Annotated in this window: 21 protein-coding genes and 1 pseudogene; 17 read left to right on the top strand and 5 right to left on the bottom strand. The window is 68.1% G+C overall.

From position 1 onward, the window contains the following. Positions 1-87: 87 nt before the first annotated feature. The 3 genes and pseudogenes from B4K74_RS11215 to B4K74_RS11205 form a co-directional block, all read right to left on the bottom strand. A pseudogene (locus B4K74_RS11215) lies at positions 88-234 on the bottom strand (hypothetical protein); the annotation flags it as partial. 84 nt (positions 235-318) lie between these two features. Beyond that, entirely contained in the window at positions 319-2,529 is a 2,211-nt protein-coding gene (uvrB, locus tag B4K74_RS11210; RefSeq protein ID WP_286692999.1) for an excinuclease ABC subunit UvrB, read from the bottom strand. 41 nt (positions 2,530-2,570) lie between these two features. Beyond that, complete coding sequence (locus B4K74_RS11205; RefSeq protein ID WP_286692998.1) at positions 2,571-4,850, bottom strand: TonB-dependent receptor family protein; 2,280 nt, start codon at positions 4,848-4,850, stop codon at positions 2,571-2,573. A gap of 149 nt (positions 4,851-4,999) precedes the next feature. On the opposite strand from B4K74_RS11205, the gene B4K74_RS11200 reads away from it, so the two are divergent. Next, on the top strand, positions 5,000-5,731 hold the full coding sequence (locus tag B4K74_RS11200) for an extensin family protein (protein ID WP_286692997.1): 732 nt from the start codon (positions 5,000-5,002) through the stop codon (positions 5,729-5,731). 139 nt (positions 5,732-5,870) lie between these two features. Here B4K74_RS11200 and B4K74_RS11195 read toward each other — a convergent pair whose 3' ends face one another. Then, the gene (locus tag B4K74_RS11195; RefSeq protein WP_286692996.1) at positions 5,871-6,254 is read right to left on the bottom strand and encodes a hypothetical protein; all 384 of its coding nucleotides are present in this window, start codon (positions 6,252-6,254) and stop codon (positions 5,871-5,873) included. A 1,006-nt stretch (positions 6,255-7,260) separates the two neighbouring features. Between B4K74_RS11195 and B4K74_RS11190 the strand changes: the two genes are divergently transcribed. The 12 genes from B4K74_RS11190 (at position 7,261) to B4K74_RS11135 (ending at position 15,780) form a co-directional block, all read left to right on the top strand. Then, complete coding sequence (locus B4K74_RS11190) at positions 7,261-7,551, top strand: hypothetical protein (RefSeq protein WP_286692995.1); 291 nt, start codon at positions 7,261-7,263, stop codon at positions 7,549-7,551. Between the two features lie 292 nt (positions 7,552-7,843). Beyond that, complete coding sequence (locus tag B4K74_RS11185) at positions 7,844-8,209, top strand: hypothetical protein (protein ID WP_286692994.1); 366 nt, start codon at positions 7,844-7,846, stop codon at positions 8,207-8,209. Positions 8,210-8,271: 62 nt separating this feature from the next. Continuing rightward, positions 8,272-8,697 carry a thiol-disulfide oxidoreductase DCC family protein gene (locus tag B4K74_RS11180; RefSeq protein WP_286692993.1) on the top strand — a complete coding sequence of 142 codons (426 nt, stop codon included), beginning with the start codon at positions 8,272-8,274 and terminating at the stop codon, positions 8,695-8,697. A gap of 124 nt (positions 8,698-8,821) precedes the next feature. Then, a complete protein-coding gene (locus tag B4K74_RS11175; RefSeq protein ID WP_123287937.1) occupies positions 8,822-9,121 on the top strand; it encodes a PadR family transcriptional regulator in 300 nt (99 codons plus the stop codon). A gap of 14 nt (positions 9,122-9,135) precedes the next feature. Next, positions 9,136-10,227, top strand: coding sequence for a hypothetical protein (locus B4K74_RS11170; RefSeq protein WP_286692992.1), 1,092 nt, complete (start codon positions 9,136-9,138; stop codon positions 10,225-10,227). Positions 10,228-10,320: 93 nt separating this feature from the next. Further along, positions 10,321-10,677 carry a DMT family transporter gene (locus B4K74_RS11165; protein ID WP_277424050.1) on the top strand — a complete coding sequence of 119 codons (357 nt, stop codon included), beginning with the start codon at positions 10,321-10,323 and terminating at the stop codon, positions 10,675-10,677. Then, positions 10,674-11,468: a bifunctional hydroxymethylpyrimidine kinase/phosphomethylpyrimidine kinase gene (gene thiD / locus B4K74_RS11160; RefSeq protein ID WP_286692991.1), complete on the top strand. Its 795-nt coding sequence runs from the start codon at positions 10,674-10,676 to the stop codon at positions 11,466-11,468. The genes B4K74_RS11165 and thiD overlap by 4 nt, the downstream gene beginning before the upstream one ends. Next, positions 11,465-12,040: a nucleotidyltransferase family protein gene (locus B4K74_RS11155; protein ID WP_286692990.1), complete on the top strand. Its 576-nt coding sequence runs from the start codon at positions 11,465-11,467 to the stop codon at positions 12,038-12,040. The genes thiD and B4K74_RS11155 overlap by 4 nt, the downstream gene beginning before the upstream one ends. Next, entirely contained in the window at positions 12,037-12,852 is an 816-nt protein-coding gene (locus B4K74_RS11150) for a PhzF family phenazine biosynthesis protein (RefSeq protein WP_286692989.1), read from the top strand. Before B4K74_RS11155 ends, B4K74_RS11150 begins: the two co-directional genes overlap by 4 nt. Before the next feature lie 124 nt (positions 12,853-12,976). Next, positions 12,977-14,347 carry a sensor histidine kinase gene (locus B4K74_RS11145; protein WP_286692988.1) on the top strand — a complete coding sequence of 457 codons (1,371 nt, stop codon included), beginning with the start codon at positions 12,977-12,979 and terminating at the stop codon, positions 14,345-14,347. Positions 14,348-14,460: 113 nt separating this feature from the next. Beyond that, a complete protein-coding gene (locus B4K74_RS11140) occupies positions 14,461-15,030 on the top strand; it encodes a fasciclin domain-containing protein (RefSeq protein ID WP_286692987.1) in 570 nt (189 codons plus the stop codon). A gap of 102 nt (positions 15,031-15,132) precedes the next feature. Continuing rightward, on the top strand, positions 15,133-15,780 hold the full coding sequence (locus B4K74_RS11135) for an SOUL family heme-binding protein (protein ID WP_286692986.1): 648 nt from the start codon (positions 15,133-15,135) through the stop codon (positions 15,778-15,780). 136 nt (positions 15,781-15,916) lie between these two features. Here the strand turns inward: B4K74_RS11135 and B4K74_RS11130 are convergent, their stop codons facing one another. Beyond that, positions 15,917-16,363 (bottom strand): hypothetical protein, encoded by a 447-nt coding sequence (locus tag B4K74_RS11130; protein WP_414630928.1) that lies wholly within the window; start codon positions 16,361-16,363, stop codon positions 15,917-15,919. Between the two features lie 252 nt (positions 16,364-16,615). Between B4K74_RS11130 and B4K74_RS11125 the strand changes: the two genes are divergently transcribed. The 4 genes from B4K74_RS11125 to B4K74_RS11110 all read left to right on the top strand — a co-directional run bounded on the left by B4K74_RS11125 (position 16,616) and on the right by B4K74_RS11110 (position 20,542). Beyond that, positions 16,616-16,981 carry a PepSY domain-containing protein gene (locus tag B4K74_RS11125; protein ID WP_123287806.1) on the top strand — a complete coding sequence of 122 codons (366 nt, stop codon included), beginning with the start codon at positions 16,616-16,618 and terminating at the stop codon, positions 16,979-16,981. Between the two features lie 9 nt (positions 16,982-16,990). Further along, the gene (locus B4K74_RS11120; protein WP_123287807.1) at positions 16,991-17,671 is read left to right on the top strand and encodes a response regulator transcription factor; all 681 of its coding nucleotides are present in this window, start codon (positions 16,991-16,993) and stop codon (positions 17,669-17,671) included. 95 nt (positions 17,672-17,766) lie between these two features. Further along, a complete protein-coding gene (locus tag B4K74_RS11115) occupies positions 17,767-19,080 on the top strand; it encodes a sensor histidine kinase (protein WP_286693020.1) in 1,314 nt (437 codons plus the stop codon). A 97-nt stretch (positions 19,081-19,177) separates the two neighbouring features. Further along, the gene (locus tag B4K74_RS11110) at positions 19,178-20,542 is read left to right on the top strand and encodes a hypothetical protein (RefSeq protein ID WP_286692985.1); all 1,365 of its coding nucleotides are present in this window, start codon (positions 19,178-19,180) and stop codon (positions 20,540-20,542) included. Positions 20,543-20,551 lie beyond the last annotated feature (9 nt).

The following is a 20,551-nucleotide window of genomic DNA, read 5'->3' as shown; positions in this document are numbered from 1 at the left end:
CGCGCGTATTGACCGAGAATATTTCGGATAGAAGTCGCTGCCTGACTGAAGCGGCCTACTTGGTCTAAGCGATTTTGCGTGGTGGCCTCAGAGCCGCCCCTTCCGGAACGCTTCCGCCTTCTCCGCCGCCGCTTCGGCGCGCCAGCGCTTCGGGGCCGACTTGTCGACCTCCTCGCCCACGCCGGTCAGCATTTCATTGGCGAACTCCAGGTCGAGGGCCTTCATCTTCTTGATCTGGTTCCGCGCTGCGCGCTCCACCGCCCTCCGCTTCGCTCCGGGTCATCCCGCGGGAGGGCCGGCTGCGCCGCCCCTCTGAATTCAAGATGAAATCATGTCCTGCGCGAACTCCAGATCGAGGAGTTTCATGCGCTTGATTTCATCTCGAATTCGGGCGGCGTCCTCGAACTCGAGGTTGGCGGCGGCCTCGCGCATTTTGGCCTCCATGTCCTTGAGGGCGGCCTGGAAGTTGGAGCCGGTGAAGGGTTTGGCCTCTTCCTTGAGGCCGGGGGCGGTCAGGCGGTCCATCTGGCGGCTCTCATAGGGGCTGGCCAGGATTTCCTTGATGTCGCGCTTGACGCTTTCGGGGGTGATGCCGTGGGCGGTGTTGTAGTCGACCTGTTTGGCGCGGCGGCGGTTGGTCTCGGCGATGGCGCGCTCCATCGAGCCGGTGGTCTTGTCGGCATAGAGGATGACGCGGCCGTCGACGTTGCGGGCCGCGCGGCCGATGGTCTGGATCAGGGAGGTTTCGGAGCGGAGGAAGCCCTCCTTGTCCGCATCGAGGATGGCGACCAGGCCGCATTCGGGGATGTCGAGCCCCTCGCGCAGCAGGTTGATGCCGATCAGCACGTCAAAGGTGCCGAGGCGCAGGTCGCGCAGGATCTCGATGCGCTCAAGCGTGTCGACGTCGGAGTGCATATAGCGGACGCGGACGCCCTGTTCGTGCATGTATTCCGTCAGGTCCTCGGCCATCTTCTTGGTCAGCACCGTGACGAGCGAGCGGTAGCCGGCGCGGGCGGTGGCCTTTACCTCATCGATGACGTCATCGACCTGGTTGCGGGTGGGGTCGGAGACGGGCCGGATCTCGACCGGCGGGTCGATCAGGCCGGTGGGGCGGATGACCTGTTCGGTAAAGACGCCGCCGGTCTGGGCCATTTCCCACGGGCCGGGGGTGGCGCTGACGTGGACCGTCTGGGGGCGCATGGCGTCCCACTCCTCGAACTTGAGGGGGCGGTTGTCGATGCAGGAGGGCAGGCGAAAGCCGTATTCGGCGAGCACCGACTTGCGCTTGTAGTCGCCGCGGAACATGCCGTTGATCTGGCCGATGGTGACGTGGCTCTCGTCGACGAACAGCAGGGCGTTGTCGGGGATGTATTCGAAGAAGGTGGGCGGGGGCTCGCCGGGGCTGCGGCCAGTCAGCCAGCGGCTGTAGTTCTCGATGCCGGCACAGGCGCCGGTGGCCTCCATCATCTCGAGGTCGAAGCGGGTGCGTTGCTCCAGCCGCTGGGCCTCCAAGAGCTTGCCGTTCTCGTTCATCCAGTCGAGCGTCTCCTTCAGCTCGGCCTTGATGCCGTCGATGGCCTGTTTCAGCGTCGGGCGCGGGGTGACGTAGTGGCTGGCGGCATAGACGGTGATGGTGTCGAGGTCGGCGGTCTTCTTGCCGGTCAGGGGGTCGAACTCGTGGATGGCCTCGATCTCGTCGCCGAACAGGCTGAGGCGCCAGGCGCGGTCTTCCAGGTGGACGGGGAAGATCTCGATGGTGTCGCCGCGCTTCCTGAACATGCCGCGCTCGAACGTCAGGTCGTTGCGCTTGTACTGCAGCGCGATCAGGTCGGCGCGCAGCTTGGCCTCATCGATCTGGTCGCCGACGTTCAGGGTGAAGGTCATGGCCGTATAGGTCTCGACCGAGCCGATGCCGTAGATACAGCTGACCGAGGCCACCACGATCACATCGTCCCGCTCCAGAATGGCCCGCGTCGCCGCATGCCGCATCCGGTCGATCTGCTCGTTTATGGACGAGTCTTTTTCGATGTAGGTGTCCGTCCGCGGGACGTAGGCCTCGGGCTGGTAGTAGTCGTAGTAGCTGACGAAATACTCGACGGCGTTGTCGGGGAAGAAGCTTTTGAACTCGCTGTACAGCTGGGCGGCGAGGGTCTTGTTGGGGGCCAGGATCAGGGCCGGGCGCTGGGTCTGCTCGATGACCTTGGCCATGGTGAAGGTCTTGCCCGAGCCGGTCACGCCCAGCAGCACCTGATCGCGCTCGCCCGTGGCCGCCTGTTCGACCAGTTCGGCGATGGCGGCGGGCTGGTCCCCGGCGGAGGTGTATTTGGTCTCCAGCCGGAAGGGGCGCGAGACCTTGTCCGTCGGCCGCGAGGGCCGGTGCGGCACCCAGTCGGCCGGGGCGCCCGGCGCCTTCTCGGGCGTCAGACGCGGCCCGGTGACCGGCGCGAACAGGGGGGGCGTGCCGGAAAAGGCCGCCGGGGCCTCGGACACACCGGTGGCAGAACGCGAGGATCGGGGAGAACGGGCCATGAACAGCAAGGTAGTGCGCCGGGGCCCGTGCGGCTAGGGGGTCAGAACCTCAGGCGGATGCCGGCGGTGGCGAGGCGGGGCGCGCCGGGGCGGGCACCGGCGGGCGAGAAGCCGACGTTGTGGACCTCGTCCGTGACGTTCTGGACCGAGGCGAACAGGGTGGCCGAGGGCGTCACGTCCCAGTCGGCGGCCAGGTCCAGGAGGGTGCGGGCCTCGATCCGCTCGCCGTCGGGGATGGGACCCGATCCGGCGACGGCGCGGGCGTCCGAGACGCGGTTGGCGGCGGCGTTGACGCGCCAGTCGCCGAAGTCCAGCCCGCCCCGCAGCGTCAGCTGATGGCGCGGCAGATAGGGCAGCTCGTCGCCCGAGGTCACCGTGCCCCAGGGCTCATAGGCCGAGGTAAAGCTGGTTTCGAACTGGGCATCGGTCAGGGTGTAGACCAGCGACAGCGGCACGCCGAAGCCGAGACCCATGGCGTCGCCCGCGTCCCACGCGCCGGTGACCTCCAGCCCCGAGACCCGGACCTCGCCGCCCGAGAACTGGTCGCCGATGGTGCAGCCGCCGCCGGTCGAGGCGGTGCAGGTGCCCAGCAGATTGTCATAGGCGTTGAGGTAGCCGATCGCCTCGAACGACAGGGCACCGCGGTCAAAGCGCACGCCCGCCTCATAGTTCCAGGAGGTCTCCGGATCGACGTCCGAGCCGGGGGCCGGGTTGGCAAAGCCGCGGTGGGCGCCGGCCACCAGCCGCACCTCATCGGTCAGGTCGTACGTCAGGCCGAGACCCGGCAGCCAGACGTCGACCTGGCTCTCCCTCACCCGGACGGGGGTGGTGCGCGACGGGGGGCTGGTGGGATAGTCGGTGCGCGTCAGGTCGATGGTTTCATAGCGAAGGCCTGGCGTTACGGTCAGGCGGTCGACAGAGATGACGTCGCGCACGAAGAAGGCCCAGGCCTCGGCCTCGCCCACGCGGTTGGTCTGGGCCCCGTCCACGCCGCGCGTGGTCAGCAGCATGTCGCCGTCGTCCATGCGATAGACGTCGTCGCGCTGGAAACGGTCCTCGGAATCGGTGTGCCAGCGGGCCGAGACCTCCAGCTGGTGGGCCAGGGCCCCGGTGGCGAAGCGGGCGGTCAGGACCGATTGGATGCCCTCGGCCTGATAGGCCCGGTTGTTGTTGCGTACGCGCAGGGCCTGGGGTCCGCTGACGAAGCCGGGGTCGCCGCGCAGAATGGCCATCTGGGTCGGAAAGGCGGTCGGGTTGTCCAGAACGGACGAGATGCCGACCCAGCCGGTGCCGGCCGTGTTGCGCACATCGTTCAGCTTGTACCAGGCGCGCGTCGTCTCATTGCGATAGGCGGTGGTGGTCAGGTTCAGGGCGGGGCTGAGGTCGAGGCTGTGGCTCAGCTGCAGCGTGCGGTGATCGACGTTCATGACGTCGACCTGGCTGCCGGCATAGCGGCGGTAAGGGGTGGCGTTGAAGTCGTCCAGCGACAGGCCGAGGTAGGTCTCGTCAGAACGCTCGTCCAGCTCCTGATATTTGAAGGTCAGCGACTGGGCGCGGGCGGCGCCGGGGGCGGTGCGCAGGCCCAGCTTGAACACCCGGTCGTCGATCTCGAAGCCGGTGGGGCCGCCATTGTCCAGCTCCTTGAAGCCGTCGGACTGTTCGCGCAGCCACTCGGCCTGGGCGCCGAACTGCCAGCCGCTGTCGCCGAGGTCGCTCCAGCCGCCCAGCACCCCGTGCCCCCGGAAGCCGCCGTAGCTGCCGCCCGACAGCGACAGATAGCCGGACAGGTCGTCGCCCTCTGTGCCCCCGATCGGGGTGGAGGTGAAGTTGATCGCGCCGCCCACCGTCAGGGGGCCGTATTTGATGGCGCCGGGGCCCTTGACCACCTCGACCCCGGTCATGCGGGCGATGCGCGGGAAATAATAGGCGGCGGGGGCGGAATAGGGGGCCGGGGCGATCAGCACGCCGTCCTCCATCATCGCCACGCGGGCCGAGCGGTCGGTGCCCGAGCCCCGGATGCCGATATTGGGACGCAGGCCAAAGCCCTCCTCGTCCTGGATGACCACGCCGGGCACCAGCCGCAGCACGCGGTGCACGTCGGTGTAGTCGAAGGTCCGCAGCGTCTCGAGATCGAGGAAGGTGGCGGCACCGCCGAGGTCGCGGGCCTGCTGGCGCGAGCCGACCACGGTGATCGGGTCCAGCACCGTGGGATCCCCGGCGGCGACGCGGGCCAAGGCGACCGGGGTCGCTGTCTGGGCAAGGGCGGGAGCGGCGGCGAGCGTCAGGGCGAGGGCGGCGGTGGTGGTCAGCAGGCGGGTCACGGGGGCTCCGAACGCGAATAAGAATGACTATCAGTTGCGTGCTCCTATGCCAGCCGAAGGCGCGATGCAAGTGCGGCGCAGTTGCGCAGGAAGGTGCGCCGTTGACCCGTCGCGAATCCCGCTACTGTTGCGGCATGACACGCCCCCGGATGATCGCAGGACTGCTGCTGCTGGTGCTGGCGTCGTGCGGGCGGGCCAATCCGCCGCCGCCGGGGTGGGGGGATCGGGGCGCGGTCAGCCAACCGCCGGTCAATGCGCCCGTCAGTGTGCGGCTGGCGTCGGGGCTGATCGATCAGCGGCCGGATCGCGGCATGCGCGAGCGGGTGGATGCGGCGGGGGCGGACCTGGCGGTCTGTCGGGCCGAGCTGGAGGCCGCGCGGGTGACCTTTACCCCCGTGCCCGACCGGGTGGACTCCGAGACCTGTGGCCTGGCGGGGGCGGGCACGCTGGACGTCGACCGGGGCACGGTGGCGCGCCTGTCACCGGCGGGGCCGGTGATGACCTGCCAGACGGCGCTGGCCCTGTCGGTGTGGCGGCGGCAGGTGGTCGAGCCGGCGGCGCGCGAGATCTTTGGTCAGGACGTGGTCGATATCGTCCACTATGGCACCTTTGCCTGTCGCACCGTGTCGAACCGGCCGGGCGCGCGGCCCAGCGCCCATTCGCGCGCGGCGGCGGTGGACTTTGCCGGGGTCATCCTGCGCGACGGCACGCGGGTGATGGTCAAGTCGCACTGGTACGGCGACGGGCCCGAGGCGCGGTTCCTGAAGCGCATCCGCGACGAGGGCTGCTGGATCTTCAGCACCGTGCTGAGCCCCGACTATGATGCGCCCCATCAGGACCATCTGCATCTGGAGCCGGGGGGGCGGGCGTTCTGTCGGTAGGTTGGCCCTGACGCCCGCGCCGTGTCTGTGTCGCTGCCGGCAGCGTCCGCAGGGGCCAGCTTAGCTACACGCGACAAGGTCCGCTTTCCACCCTCAGGCGACAGTTCGCTCCCGACCTGAGCAGGGGTTGGCCAGAACCTCATACAGATGTCGAGGCGTCTCGATGGGCGCTGGTCGCGGCGACAGTTCGGGGGCCGCGAACGAGCCAGCCCAACGCCACGGGGATGAGGTGAAGGAGATGGCTGAGGTAGAATGTGAGAGGTGCCGGCCCATCCCATCGAGGGCCGAAGTTCAGCGCCAGGATCATCCATACGATCCACCAGCCCGTCAGGCCCGCGTTCCTGAGACGGCGATAGGTCCGGACCACAAGCGCAACGTAGATCGGCAATGCCACAAGCACCGCTATCCAATCCGAAGCTCCGAGCGCGACCGCGAGCACCGGGACGAGGATCACCGCGCCAATGAGCGCGACGCTGACCCAGCGGTAGTTCTGAAGTTCGCCCAGACGGTGAAAGAACGTCATAGGTGAGGCTAACAGGAGCGATGTCCGCATTCCACCTCGAAGCGATGGACCGCTCTCGACCCATTGCGGACGTTAACCGTCCTCGCCGAACACCGAAGGTTCGATGTCCATAGTCGCTCCCTTCAGTCGCTGCCTGGCGCACGAAGAATGAGCATAGACTTGCTGAGCCGGGTCGTCGGTTCGGGGGCCATCGTGCCACCGCCATAGGCTCTCAAAAGTTATGAGGACCGCGCCCTCGTCGGAACGGTTGATCTTCTGGTCGCAGAACCAACACGAATATTCGGCCATGTTCGTAGCTTAGCGGCGAAAAGGTCCGTTTCCCACCCTTTGGCGACTGTCTGCTCCCGACCCATTGCGGACCTCAATCTACGCGCCGAGCCTGCTCGGCTTGGATGGCGTGACGCATCTTGAGGAATAGCTTCGAGAGAAGCGGTGATAGAGGGTTCGCCAACCGGCTTGCCACTCGCGCAGCTTCCTTCTCAAGCTCAGCGTCCGACAACCCGGACAGGCTTGCCTCTGAAGGCACTCCACTGCGGTTTCGAGTCGAACGAGCCATACCCCATTGTGCATGGTCAAGTTACGCTCTCCACCCTTATGCGACTGGCTGCTTCCGACCCATTGCGGACCTTGAGCCGGTGGCGGCGGTTGAAGCGGTCCGGTCCCCGTCGCTCCATGTGTGAGCCGATGTCACCCGCCCCGCTGCCGCCGTTTGGCGTCCTGACATTTCCTGATTTGGCGCTGCTCGGTTCTGGCGTCGTCGCCGAATTACGGCTCAATGATGAGCCCTGTCTTGAAAGAGGGTTTCATGTCTCGCGCCCTGATCGCTACGGCCATCTTCACCCTGGTTGCACTGGCCTCGCCCGCCTTCGCCTAGGCTCCGGCAATCGACCAGCAAGTCCCGCTCAAGTTTATCGCAGCCGACGATGAGTCTGCCTCATTCGCCCAAATCCCGGCTCGCGGTCGAGCGCCAGATGGGGCGATCTATGACAGTTGGGTCTGGACCTTCATGCGCACCCCTCAGGGGCAGGGTACAAGCAGCTGGAATATGGCGGCGGTTCAGACCCGCTTTGACTGTCAGACCGGGACGCACCGGCGGATGCGATATGAGTTCTATCTCGACGAGGTGCCCTCCGGCACTGCATCGAGAGACGAGGCGCCAACCGTGCCCGGGCCGGACACCATCATGGACGGCGCCCTGCGTACCGTCTGCGATCCGTCGTACCGTTCAAGTCAGGTGGTGGTCGACGGAGCGCGTGGCCTCCGTGAGATCATGGACGACTACTTTGCCACCCGCTAACACGGGCGCACTGGACTGAACATGTCGCCACGCGAGGCGATCGATCAGCTTTGATCTTCTGCAGAGGCGAAGACCCGAGCGGACGGCGTACGCGGAGCAACGGCGCGCGCGCGGACTTCGCCAAAAGCCGCTTCCCACCCATAGCGGACATGCGGCGGGTCCGCTTTCGGCCTGGCTATTGCACGGTGCCTGGCGAAGGGGGCGGGGACGCTGCCTTGCCGCTGGACGGCAGGCGGGCGAGGTGGCACCTCTGCTGAAGGTTATGGCCTCGGGGGACCCCATGTTTGCGCTGATGGCGACACTCTCCGCTGCGGTGATGGTCACGGCGGCCGAGGCGCCGCCGCGCGCCGCGGTGGATCCGGTCGCCGATTTCCTGCGCGCCGCCGACGGGAATGACTTCGCCGCCATGGAAGCGGTCATGGACAGGGGCGGTCCGGACTTTGTCGCCCGGGTCAGCCCCTGCTATCTGAGACGGGTCTATCAGACGCCGGACGGCCTGCTGGCGGCGTGGATGTGCCCGGAGGGGCCGACGCGTTCGCGGGTCGTCATGGGTCGGGTCGGTCTGACGGCTGCGAACACGGTGTCGGTCACGGTCGTCCGGGACGAGGTCAATGACCGGCCGGCTCCGGATCGTGCGGGGTCGGCCTTCGCCGATTAGGCCGGTCGAGGGCCCGCCTGCAGGGCTGAGACCCTGATCCCCTTCCTCGTGAAAAGGTGCCGATGTCTGCCCAACCCGAGACCCGCCCGATCGTCGTTTTCGACACCGACTGCGTGCTGTGCAGCGGGATGGTGCGGTTCGTTCTGGCGCATGAGCGGGAGCCGGAGCTGCAGTTCGCGGGCGCAGGGTCTGCCACCGGGGTGGCGCTGGCGGAGCGGCACGGGTTCACGCGGGCCGATCTGAACGACACCTTTCTGGTCATCGAGGCGGGGCGGGCCCTGAGCCGGTCGGACGCGGGGATTGCGATTGCCCGCAGGCTGCGGCGGCCGTGGTGCTGGCTTGTCGTGCTGAGGGTTATCCCGAGGCCGGTCCGCGATGCGGTCTATGGATTCGTCGCGCGGCACCGGTACCAGTGGTTCGGCCGAAGCCCGTCCTGTCTGGTTGTCGAGCCCCGACACCGCAGCCGGTTCTTCGACCTCGATTCCTGATCTTCATGCCATGACCTAAGGCGGGTATTGACTCGCTCATACAGTATGTCGCATACACTGTGTGTCACACACTATGTGACGTGAGTGGAGCGGGCCCTTGGGCGAGACCGATCTTTATGAGGCGATGCGGCTGGAGCTGCGGCGAGGGTCGCTGGTGCTGGCGGTGCTGGCGCGGCTGAAGACCGAGCAGTACGGCTATTCCCTGCGCGTGGCGCTGGGCGAGCACGGGCTGGAGATGGAGGAATCGACCCTCTATCCGCTGCTGCGCCGGCTGGAGAGCCAGGGGCTGCTGACCAGCGAATGGCGCGAGGAAGAGCGCCGCAAGAAACGCTTTTACCGGCTGTCGCCCGAGGGCGAGGCCATGCTGGGCCGGCTTGAGGCCGAATGGCGCAGGCTGTCGGCCTCGCTGGACCGAATTCTGTAAATCTGGAGGGGATGATGGACCTGATCGAACGCTATCTGAAGGCCGTGGGGGCGCAGCTGCCCGCCGCCGGCCGCGAGGACATTCTGGCGGAACTGCGCGACCTGCTGATGAGCCGGGTCGAGGAGCGGGAGGCCGAGCTGGGCCGGCCCCTGACCGAGGCCGAGGTCGAGGCCGTGCTGCGCGAGGTGGGGCATCCGCTGACGGTGGCCGCCCGCTATGGCGCCGGGCCGCAGCATGTGGTGGGGCCCGAGCTCTACCCCTGGTGGTTGTTCGGGGTGAAGACGGCGCTGACGGTGCTGGTGCTGATCACGGCGGTGGGGGCGGTGGCGCGCATCCTGTTGGGTGACGTCGAGGTGGGGCAGGCGATCGGCCAGGCCTTTGCCGGCCTGTTTTCCAGCGGGCTGACGGTGGTCGGGCTGGCGACGCTGGCGGGCTTCATCATCGAGCGGCAGAAGGACAAGCCGGCCTTCCTGACCGAATGGCGGGCAAAGGATCTGGGCCTGTTCGAAGTGGGCGTGTTCAGCCGGCGCTGGTGGGACTCGCTGCACGAAAAGAGCGGCGGCGGCGCGCTGGATGAGACGGACCGGGCGCTGGACGAGGTGATGCCGAAGATGTCGCCGACGGCGGGGGCGCTGGGCAGTGCCACGGGCTGGGGTATCTTCCTGTTGTGGTGGTCGGGCCTGTTGGGGCTGGGCTTCCGGCCCGAGGATCTGGGCGGCGAGCTGGTGCGCGGCGGGGTCGACTATGGCCTGCTGTTCGCGGAGACGGTGACGCTGCTGTACTGGCCGGTGGTGGTGTTGGCGGCGGCGCAGGGGGTGTTCCACCTGCTCCGGGCGATGACGGGGGCGCCCGTGCGGCTGACGGCGTTCGGCGATGTGGTGTTCCGGGGCGCGTCCCTGACCCTGCTGGGCTGGATCTGGCTGTATTCGCCCTTCGCGTCTCTGCTCCGGGTGGACAACATCGCGTCCCTGATCGAGCGCACCGAGACGCTGTTCCGGAGGGGTGAAGGCGGCGAGACCGTGCTGATCCTGGTCTTTGTTGTGATCCTCGTGAGCGAGGTGTCGGGCCTGCTGATGGCGCTGCGTCGGCTGGCTTTCGGGAAATAGGGCTTGGGCTGTTGCACCCTATCGCTCGCGACGCGGTCGCTCGCTGCTTGAGGGCGGGTTGCCAGTAGCGGGGGCGCGGGCCATTGAGAGGCCATGACCGAGGCCCTGAGACTGCTCACCCAGATGAACCCGTGGCTGGCGCTGGCGATTGCCGGCCTGCTGGAGGTGGGCTGGGCCTCGGGGTTCAAGTTCGTCGGGCCGCAGCGGCCGGGGATCAGCCTGCTGGTTGGGATCGCCATGCTAGCCAGCTTTGGGTTCCTGTGGCTGGCGACGCAGAAGCTGCCCATCGGCACGGCTTACGGGGTCTGGACCGGCATCGGGGCGGTGGGCGCGGCGACCGTCGGCATTCTGGCCTATGGCGAGCCGGCGACGGCGATCCGGCTGGTGTGCATCGTCCTGATCGTGGCGGGCATCGTCGGGCTGAAGCTCTTTTCGGGAGCCACCGTATGAGCCGCGGGAGAGTCCTGATCATCGCCGGGTCTGACTCGGGCGGGGGCGCCGGGCTGCAGGCCGACATCAAGGCGGTGACCATGCTGGGCGGCTTTGCCGCGACGGCGGTGACGGCCATTACGGTGCAGAACACCCTGGGGGTGCATGGCGTGCACCCCCTGCCGGTCAGCCTGATCCGCGAACAGGCCCGGGCGGTGCTGAACGACATCGGCACCGATGTGATCAAGACCGGCATGCTGGGCAGCGTCGAGGTGGTCGAGGCCGTCGCTGAAATTCTGGACGGCGCGGGCGTGCCCGCCGTGGTCGATCCGGTCATGGTGGCCAAGGGCGGGGCGAGCCTGCTCGAGGAGGCCGCGATCGACGCCGTGCGCACCCGGATGGTGCCGCGCGCGGCCCTGCTGACCCCCAATGCGCCCGAGGCCGAGGCCCTGACCGGCATCCCCGTCACCGATCTGGACGGCCAGCGCCGGGCGGGTGAGGCCCTGCTTACGATGGGCGCGGGGGCGGTGCTGATGAAGGGCGGTCACGTGGACGGCGAGCGGGTGCTGGACCTGCTGCTGACCGGCCGGGGCGAGACGATGCTGGAGGGCGAGCGGGTCGAGACGCGCCACACCCACGGCACGGGCTGTACCCTGGCCAGCGCCTGTGCGGCAGGCCTTGCGCAGGGCCAGACGATGGAGGCGGCGGTGGCCAGCGCCTGGGCCTATGTCGCCGAGGCGATCCGCCGGGCGCCCGGGCTGGGGCAGGGTCACGGCCCGCTGGACCACGCCTGGCCGGTGCGGGATCGATGACCGACCTCAAGGCGCGGCTCGAGGCCATCGTCCGGGCCGATCCGGATCTGATGACGGTGCTGGAGGGGGTGCGGGCGGAAGCGCTGAACGACTGGCTGATCTTTTCCGGCGCGGTCTATCAGAGCGTCTGGAACCACCTGACGGGGCGGCCGCCGGGGCACGGGGTCAAGGATTTCGACGTCGGCTATTTCGATGATGACTATAGCTGGGACGCCGAGGATGCCGTGATCCGCCGGGTCGCCGCCCGCTTCGACGAGCCGCTGAAAAGCCGCGTCGAGGTGAGGAACCAGCGGCGCGTCTCGGAGTGGTTTCCGCAGAAGTTCGGACAGGATTGGCCGCCGGTAGCCGAGACCGCCGAGGCACTGGAACGGTTCGTCGCCCCGGCCTTTGCCGTCGGCGCGCGGCTGGAGGCCGACGACCGGCTGACGGTGGCGGCGCCCTTCGGCCTCGACGATGTGTTCGCCATGGTCATCCGCCCCAACCCGACCCGGCCGATCGCCGCAGACTGGGACCGGGTGATCGAGAAACTGGTGGCCCGCTGGCCGGAACTGAAAGTGGAGCAGGGCGGATGAGACAGTGGACGGTGGATGCCTTTGCGTCGCGCCCCTTCATGGGCAATGGCGCCTGTGTGGTCGAGCCGCAGCTGGCGTGGCGCGACGACGGCTGGATGCAGGCGCTGGCGCGCGAGAACAATCTGTCGGAGACCGCCTTCCTGATCCGCAGCGACCGGCCCGACCGGTTCGGCCTGCGCTGGTTCACCCCGGGGCGCGAGGTCGATCTGTGCGGCCACGCGACGCTGGCCTCGGCCCATGTGCTGCTGGGCGAGCTGGCGCTGGAGGTCGAGGCGGTGACGTTCGATACGGCCTCGGGCCCGCTGATCGTAAAGCGCGGGCCGGGCAAGGACGCCTATGAGATGGACTTTCCCGCCGATCCGCCGCGTCGCGCGGGGCCGGTTGCGGGTCTGGCCGAGGCGCTGGGGGCCGAGCCGGTCGAGGTCTGGGCCGCCCGCTATCTGGTGGCGGTGCTCAAGGATGCGGCCACGGTGCGAAGCCTGACCCCCGACATCGCGGCGCTGAATGCTCTGGTCAGCCCGGCCGGAGAACCCGGCGAGGTGATCGTCTGCGCCCCCGCCGATGACGGCGACCCTTACGACGTGGTCGACCGGTTCTTCGCCCCCGGCTGTGGCGTGCCCGAAGACCCGGCCACCGGCTCGGCCCACTGCATCCTGGCCCCCCTCTGGACCGACCGGCTGGGCCGCGCACGCGTGGACTTCTTCCAGGCCTTCCCGACGCGGGGGGGAGATATCACCACCGAGATGCGGGGGGATCGCGTGATCCTGACCGGGCAGGCCGTGACGACGGTGGATAGCCGGTTGAGGGTGTAGGGACGAGCACCCTGAAACCCTTTTTCGGCGAGCGGCGTTTGACCTCGGCGTGTAACTTGACCGTAGGGAGCATCGTGGAGCGAACCGGGGTGGAAATAACAATCACAGATGTGGGTGTTGCCGCTTGACCGCGCCCGGGCCCGATGACGCGAGTCTGGCGCTGCTGGCCGAGGAATCGCCGGCCATGCTGTGGCGTGGGGACACGACCGGGCGGTGTGTGTTCCTGAGCCGGGCCATGCGGGAGTTCTGGGGGCTGGGGCCAGACGACTGCGGGCGGTTCGACTGGTCCTCCAGCCTGCTGGAGGAGGATCAGGCGGCGGTATTCGGGCCCTTCAGTGCGGGGATGGCCGGGGAGCACGCCTTTGTCTGCGAGGGGCGCTATCGGCGGGCGGACGGCGAGGTGCGGGTGCTGCAGACGCGGGCCCGGCCCTACCACGCCCCGGATGGCAGCTTCGCCGGCATGATCGGGGTCAATGAGGACATCACGGAACTTAGGGCGGCCGATGAAGAGCTGTCGAACCGCAATCGGGAGCTGAGGGACAGTCTGGCGCGGCTGCGATCGACGGCCGACCGGTTCGCCCTGGCCACCAATATCTCGGGTCTGGCCATGTCCGAGCATGACGAGGCGCTGAAATACGTCTGGGGGCACAATGTGCCGGAGGCCTGTCTGGGCCAGACCCCGGTGGAATTCATCGGGCCCGAGGTCGGGGAGCCGCTTGAAAAGATCCTCCGCCGGACGCTGGAGACCGGGCAGACCCAGAGCGAGGAAATCTCGTTCCTGACCGGCGAGCAGAGACTTTGGTACGACGTACAGGCGTCGCCATCGACCCTGCCGGACGGGCGGCGCGGTGTGGTCGCCAGTGCGCTCGATGTCACCACCCGAAAGCTGAACGAGACCAAGCTGGAGGTGCTGGCGCAGGAACTGAGCCATCGCGTCAAGAACGTGTTCGCCGTCGTACAGGCCATCGTTCGCCAGTCCGCAAGCGCGACGGACGTGCCCGCGGCCTTCGTCGCGGCGGTGGAGGCCCGGCTGGTCGCGCTTTCGGCAGCCCAGGATGCCTTGATGAGCATGTCGGACGACCGGTTCTCGCTGCGCGACCTGCTGGCGCGGCAGCTGTCGCATCTGGAGCGGGTGGAGATGGAGGGCCCCGAGGTGCTGCTGCCCGGCAAGATTGCCCCCTATCTGTCGCTGGCCGTGCACGAGCTGGGCACCAATGCCCTCAAATACGGCAGCCTGAGTGTGCCGGAGGGCCGGGTCGCGGTCCGCTGGATCCAGTCCGACCCGGATCACGTGCGCCTGTCCTGGCAGGAACAGGGTGGGCCGGTGGTTAAGCCGTGTCCGACCGGGGGCAAGGCGCGGGGCGGGGGCTTTGGGTCGATGCTGCTGACGCGGGTGTTCGAGGGGGCGACCGGGGGCGAGGTCGACCTCCAATTCGCCGAGGACGGCCTGCACTGGACCGCGACCATCCCCACAGGGGTCGAGCTGCGTCTGTAGGAGGGACCGGGCGCGGCCGGTTGCCGCACGACAGGCCTTTTTCGCATCCGGCCCTTGCCGGGAGGCGTCCCTGATGGCGATCGCATCGAGGCGATTGCAACAGGATACTCCTCATGAAGCTCTCCGCTCTTGCCGGCGCCGTTTCCGCTGCCGCCCTGCTCGCCGCCGCGCCGGCCGCCCTTGCCGATCACCAGCCCGGCGTGACGTCTCCGGCGATCGCCGTCGCCGTGGACCCGAGCGGGACGATCGTCGAGGCCGCCGTGGCCTCGCCCGACCACACCATCCTGGTCGCGGCCGTGACCGCTGCCGGTCTGGTCGAGACCCTGTCGGGTGAAGGCCCCTTCACCGTTTTTGCGCCGACCGATGCCGCCTTCGCCGCCCTGCCCGACGGTGTGGTCGAGGCTCTGGTCCAGCCCGAGAACAAGGCCGTCCTGACCAAGGTTCTGACCTATCATGTGGTGGCCGGCCGGGTGACGGCTGCGGATGTCATCGGCCTGATCGAGGCCGGCGGCGGTTCGGCGGCCATCGAAACCCTGTCGGGCGACACCCTGACCGCATCGCTGCGCGACGGCTCGGTCATCCTGACCGATGAGAACGGCGGCGTCGCCACCGTGACCCAGGCCGACATTATCCAGTCGAACGGCGTCATCCACGTCACCGACGCGGTGTCCGTGCCGCAATAGGTCCGTCGACTCCCGGGCCACGGATATTTCTGTGGCCCGTGGGCCGCTTTCGTGCGCTTTCAAGCGGTCGCGGTGTGTCCGCGATCAAAAGGAACTCCCGCCATGATGAAAGCCCTTGTCGGATTTGCCGCCGCCCTGTCGACGGCCGCCTGCTCCACCGTCGGCATGCGGTCCGGAACGGAAGAGCCCGCCTTTGAGCAGATTGCCCGGGTCGGCGATCTGGAAATCCGTCGCTATGACGACCGTATCGCCGCCCAGACCGTTGTCTCGGGCGACAGTGGCGAGGCTCGCAATGCGGGGTTCCAGAAGCTGGCCGGTTATATTTTCGGCGGCAATTCGGAGCGGATGTCCATTTCCATGACCGCGCCCGTCGCCCAGTCGGACGCCCGGGGCGGGGAGTCGCAGACCATCGCGATGACGGCGCCCGTGGCCCAGGCGCCCTCGGGCACGGACCGCTGGACGGTGCAGTTCTTCATGCCGGCGGCCTATACGATGGACGAGCTGCCCATTCCCCGCGACCCCGCCGTCGAGCTGGTGGTCGTTCCGGCCGAAACCTATGCCGTTCTGAAGTTCAGCGGGGTCGGTTCCGTGAGCGCCGTCGAGGCCCGCAAGGCCGAGCTGCTGACCGTTCTGGCCGGCAGTGGCTGGAGCCCGCGCGGCGAGCCGGTGGTCTGGTTCTATGACCCGCCCTGGACGCTCCCGGGACTGCGCCGCAACGAGGTCGCCGTCCGAGTCGAGCGCGCCGACTGAGGCCCTTCGGGTCGCGCGCCCATTTACCCAAGAAGAAGGGGCGCGACCTTCTCAGATCGCGCCTCGGGGCGCAGGCCCCTGCGAGGGGAGGGGTGGGGGCCTGCGGAGGCGGGCCTTTGGGGCGCCGCCTTATGGCCTAGCGGTAGCCGCGGCCCCGGCGGTCGTCGCGGTCGCGACGCTCGTAGCGGATGCGGGCTTCGAGGATATCGAAACGACGATCCAGGTCCTGGCGTTCCCAGCGGCTGAGGCCGTTGCGGCGATAGTGCGCCTCAAGCCGGGCCAGCTGATTGAACTCGTAGCGCAGGCCCCGGGCCTCGCGGCGGGTCAACTGGCCGTTACGGACGCCCTGGTCGATGCGGCGGTCCAGCTGACGCTGGCGCTGGTTGATCGACACCCAGTTGCGGTCATAGCGGTCATAGCGGTCATAGCGGTCATAGCGGTCATAGCGGTCATAGCCGTAGCCGGGGGCGTAGGCCGGGGCCCGCGTGGTGCCGATGCTGATGCTGAAGCTCTGGGCCGCGGCCGGCAGGGCGACCGAGGTGGCGGCCAGGGCGAGGGCGGGGATGAGCAGCTTCTTGATCATGGTCGTATCCTTTCAACGGTCGTCGTCCGGGGAGGCGACGTTGACCGCAGAAAAGCATGCGGCGGCTGAGCCCAAACTGAACAGGCCGTTTCAGGTTTGGTTCATCACGGTGAATTCGTCTCCATGACCGTGCCTTTTCACGCGCGAGGGGATAAGGGGCAGGTTTCGCGCGAGGCGGCTGTCGCGACGGTGAAATAAGTCTAGACTGATCGTTCAGCCTCCGTTCAGAGCCAGGCGCCTAAAGCCGCTGTCATGACCCGCACCCTGAAACATCACCTGACGACCTGCGCCGCCACCGGCCTCATGCTGGGGGTGATGGCGTTCGGCGGTTCGGCCTTGGCCGCGCCCGTCACCACCCCGGCGGACGATCCGGCCTGGATGCTTCAGGATCAGGATCCGCGAGGCCGTCAGGACCCGCGCGGTCGCGACCGCCGGGACGATCCGCGTGAACAGTCCTCGCGCCGCGTCAGCGAAGCCGAGGCCCAGCGCATCGCCCAGGCCCGTGCAGGCGGGGCGCGCTATGTCGGCTATATGGGTATGCGCGGCGGCCAGCATGTGTTCCGGTTCGAACAACGCGACGGCCGGGTCATCGATATCGGCGTCGACGCCGAGAGATAAGGGGCTTTCATGCGTGTACTGCTTGTCGAGGATGACGCCGATCTGTCGCGCCAGCTGAAGGCGGCGTTGGGCGATGCCGGCTATGCGGTTGACCACGCGCCCGACGGTGAGGAGGCGCATTTTCTGGGCGATACCGAACCCTATGATGTGATCGTTCTGGATCTGGGCCTGCCCAAGATCGACGGCGTGTCGGTGCTGGAGCGCTGGCGCCGCGAGGGCAAGACCACGCCGGTGCTGATCCTGACGGCGCGGGGGGCCTGGTCCGACAAGGTGGCCGGGTTCGACGCGGGCGCCGACGACTATCTGACCAAGCCGTTCCACACCGAGGAGCTTCTGGCGCGCCTGCGGGCCCTGCTGCGGCGTTCGGCGGGGATCGCTTCGGCGACCCTGTCGTGCGGGGGGCTGCGGCTGGATCCGCGCGCGGCGCGGGCCAATGTGAACGGCGAACCGCTGCGCCTGACCAGTCTGGAATACCGTCTGCTGCACTATCTGATGATGCATCAGGGCCGGGTGATCAGCCGCACCGAACTGGTTGAGCATCTGTACGATCAGGACTTTGACCGCGATTCCAACACCATCGAGGTGTTCGTCGGGCGGCTGAGGAAGAAGATCGGCGCCGACCGGATCGAGACGGTGCGGGGTCTGGGCTATCGGCTGACGGCCCTGCCGGGCGAGTCCGAGGCCGCGTGACCTGGCAGGCCTGGGCCGGACAGGCGTTCGGGCAAGCCCTGGGGCGCCCCGGTCGTTCGCTGACCCGGCGGCTGATCTGGCTGGCCTCGGCCTGGATGGCGGTGGCGCTGGTGCTGACGGGCTGGATGCTGACCAGCCAGTATCAGGACTCCGCCCTGCGCCGCATGGGCTATGCCCTGGCCGAAACCATAGACGAGGTGGTGCTGGCCACGACCGTGGTCGGGGGTCGGGTCTCGGTCGCCGAAATCCAGGATTCGCGCACGCTCAGACCCCTGTCGGGGAAGTACTGGGTGGTCGGCGAGTTCGACGGTCGCGGCGGGATACGCATTCTGGAGCGATCGCCGTCGCTGGCGGGTGAGGACCTGTTGATCCCCACCGACATGCCCGGCCGTCTGGAGAGGGGACGGACGCTCAGCTACACGGCTATCGGACCGGTGGATCGGCCCTTGCGGATTGCCGCCAGCGTCAAGGTCTTGCCGGGGCGCGAGCGACCGCTGGTGTTCATGGCCGGGATGGACCGTTCCGACATTGATGCCGACACGCGGGCTTTTGCCACCTTCACCTGGATCGCCCTGTTGATCCTGGGGCTGGGGCTGGTGGCGGCGGTGTTCATGCAGGTGCGAATCGGTCTGCGCCCGCTGTTCTTGCTGAGGAATGAGATCGCCGATGTGAGAAAGGGCCGCTCGGGCCGGATCGAGCGCACCTATCCGCTGGAGATCCAGCCGCTGGCCGAACAGGTCAACCGCCTGCTGGACCATAACACCGAAGTGGTAGAGCGCCAGCGCACCCACGTCGGCAATCTGGCCCATGCGCTGAAGACGCCCCTGTCGGTAATGCTGGCCGAGGCCGAGGGCCGGGACGATCCGCTGGCCGAGGTGGTCACCCGCCAGAGCGGGGTGATGAAGGACCAGGTCGATCACCACCTGCGCCGGGCCCGCGCCGCTGCCCGCGCCCAGGGCCTGGGGGAGCGCACGCCCGTGGCCGAGGTGCTGGACGAAATGGCGGTTATGCTGGAGCGCGTGTTTGCGTCCAAGGACGTCGAGATCGACTGGCGCGCGCCCGACGACCTGATGTTCCGGGGCGAACGGCAGGACCTGCAGGAAATTCTGGGCAATCTGATCGAAAACGCCTGCAAATGGGCCAGGCGCCGGGTGCGGGTCAGCGCCGGGGCGACCGGGCTGGGCCAGATGGTGGTGGTGGTCGAGGACGATGGCCCGGGTCTGGCCGAGGATCAGTGGGAGGCCGCCCTTAAGCGCGGCACCCGCATGGACGAAGACGCGCCGGGCTCGGGTCTGGGCCTGTCGATCGTTGACGACCTGACCAGGGCCTACAACGGCCGCGTGGCCCTGTCGCGGAGCGAGATGGGTGGGTTGAAGGCCGCGCTGGACCTCCCCGCCGCCGAGGGTTGAGCGGCTCTGTAACCCTGTAACCCTGTAACGCGGTGGACGGAATATTAACCCTGCCCGCCCAGGCTGCGTGGGACGTGGGTTTCACGTGGAGTTCTGAATGGCCGGTCTGACGGTCGCGCACCGCGCCGCCCTGGCGCATCTGATCACCCTGTGTCCCCCTGAATTGCTCGACGGGCTGCGGCGGGCTGTCGGCGGCTGGCCGGGCGACAAGGCCCAGGAACTGGGCGGCATGCTGAATGAGGTCGAGGTGGAACGGCAGCGGCGCGAACGCGCGCTGGGACCGCTGACCCCGATGTTCCGGGAGCGGATGGACGGCATCGAGGCCCTGACGTTTCCGGCACAGGTTCTGCCCCGGCTGTGGGCGGTGGCGCGCGAGGGCGAGCTCGATCTTCTGGAGCGCCTCGACAAGGAGGGACCCGAGGCCGGGATCATTGGTGACCGGTTGTGCCTCGCCGCCGCTTCCGCAGTCCGCGACCGCCCTGAAGCGGTCTGGCCCACAAGCCTATCTGCGGAAAGGCGCGAATCCGGGCTGGAGATGCTGGCCCGCTGTCTGGATCTGGCCCATCTGGCCCGCAAGGCGCTGAACCATCTGGAATCCTGGCTGGGCCGACCCGACGCCGACAGTCTGGCGGAACTGCGCCTGTTGATCCGGGATGCCTCGGCCATTCACGAGGATGGCGCGCCGCGTCTGATCGACATCCTGTTCGCCCATCTGAAGGATGCGGCGCTGGTGTTGAGGCTGGTGACCCAGACCAGTGGATCGGCGGGACGCGATGACTTTCTGAGCGGGTCCGAGATGGCGGTCTTCGTCGAACGACTGATCGCCGGGGTCGAGGTGCGGGCCGCCCGCGTTGCCGCCTTCCGCCCCGGACCGGAGGCGGGTCCCGAGGCCGAGGCGGCGCTGGAGGACATTCACTGGTGCACGGCCACGCTCGGCGAACTGGATGTTACCCTGAGAATGCAGCCCGGCAGCGCCTGGGGCCAGGACGTGCGCGAGGCGCGCCTGAAGGTCGCCCGGCGGCTGACCGAAACGATTCGGAGCGCGCCCAAGACTGTCGAGGCGGCCCTGCCGATGACGCGTGCAGCGCTGGCCGGGCGGATGACCCGCAAGGTGCCGGACCTGAACTGCGATCCGGCCTCTGCGGCGCTGGCGACGGCCGGTGTGCAACTGCGGCTGCTGGGCGCGCTGCGGCCTGCAGCGGCGGTGTTCGGCTGTGAATCGGACCGCAAGCAACAGGCCGATGCCCTGACCGAGATGCTCAGTCGCTATGCCGACGAGGCCTTCGACCTGATCCATGGCGGCGAGGTCGAGGATCCGGACCGGGCGCTGGCCCTGATGGAGGCGGTTGCCCGCCTGCTGACCCATCTGGATGCGCAGGAGGCCGCCCGCACGGTGCGACGCCGCGCCGCTGCGACGATTCACGGCACCGAGGTGCGCGGGGCCTCGCCCGAGGCCGCCTGATCGGCTAAA

The sequence above is a fragment of the Brevundimonas sp. UBA2503 genome (assembly GCF_002341485.1).
Lineage (GTDB): Bacteria > Pseudomonadota > Alphaproteobacteria > Caulobacterales > Caulobacteraceae > Brevundimonas > Brevundimonas halotolerans.
The sequence above is the reverse complement of the archived record's forward strand: the minus strand, read 5'-3'. Positions and strand labels throughout refer to the sequence as shown.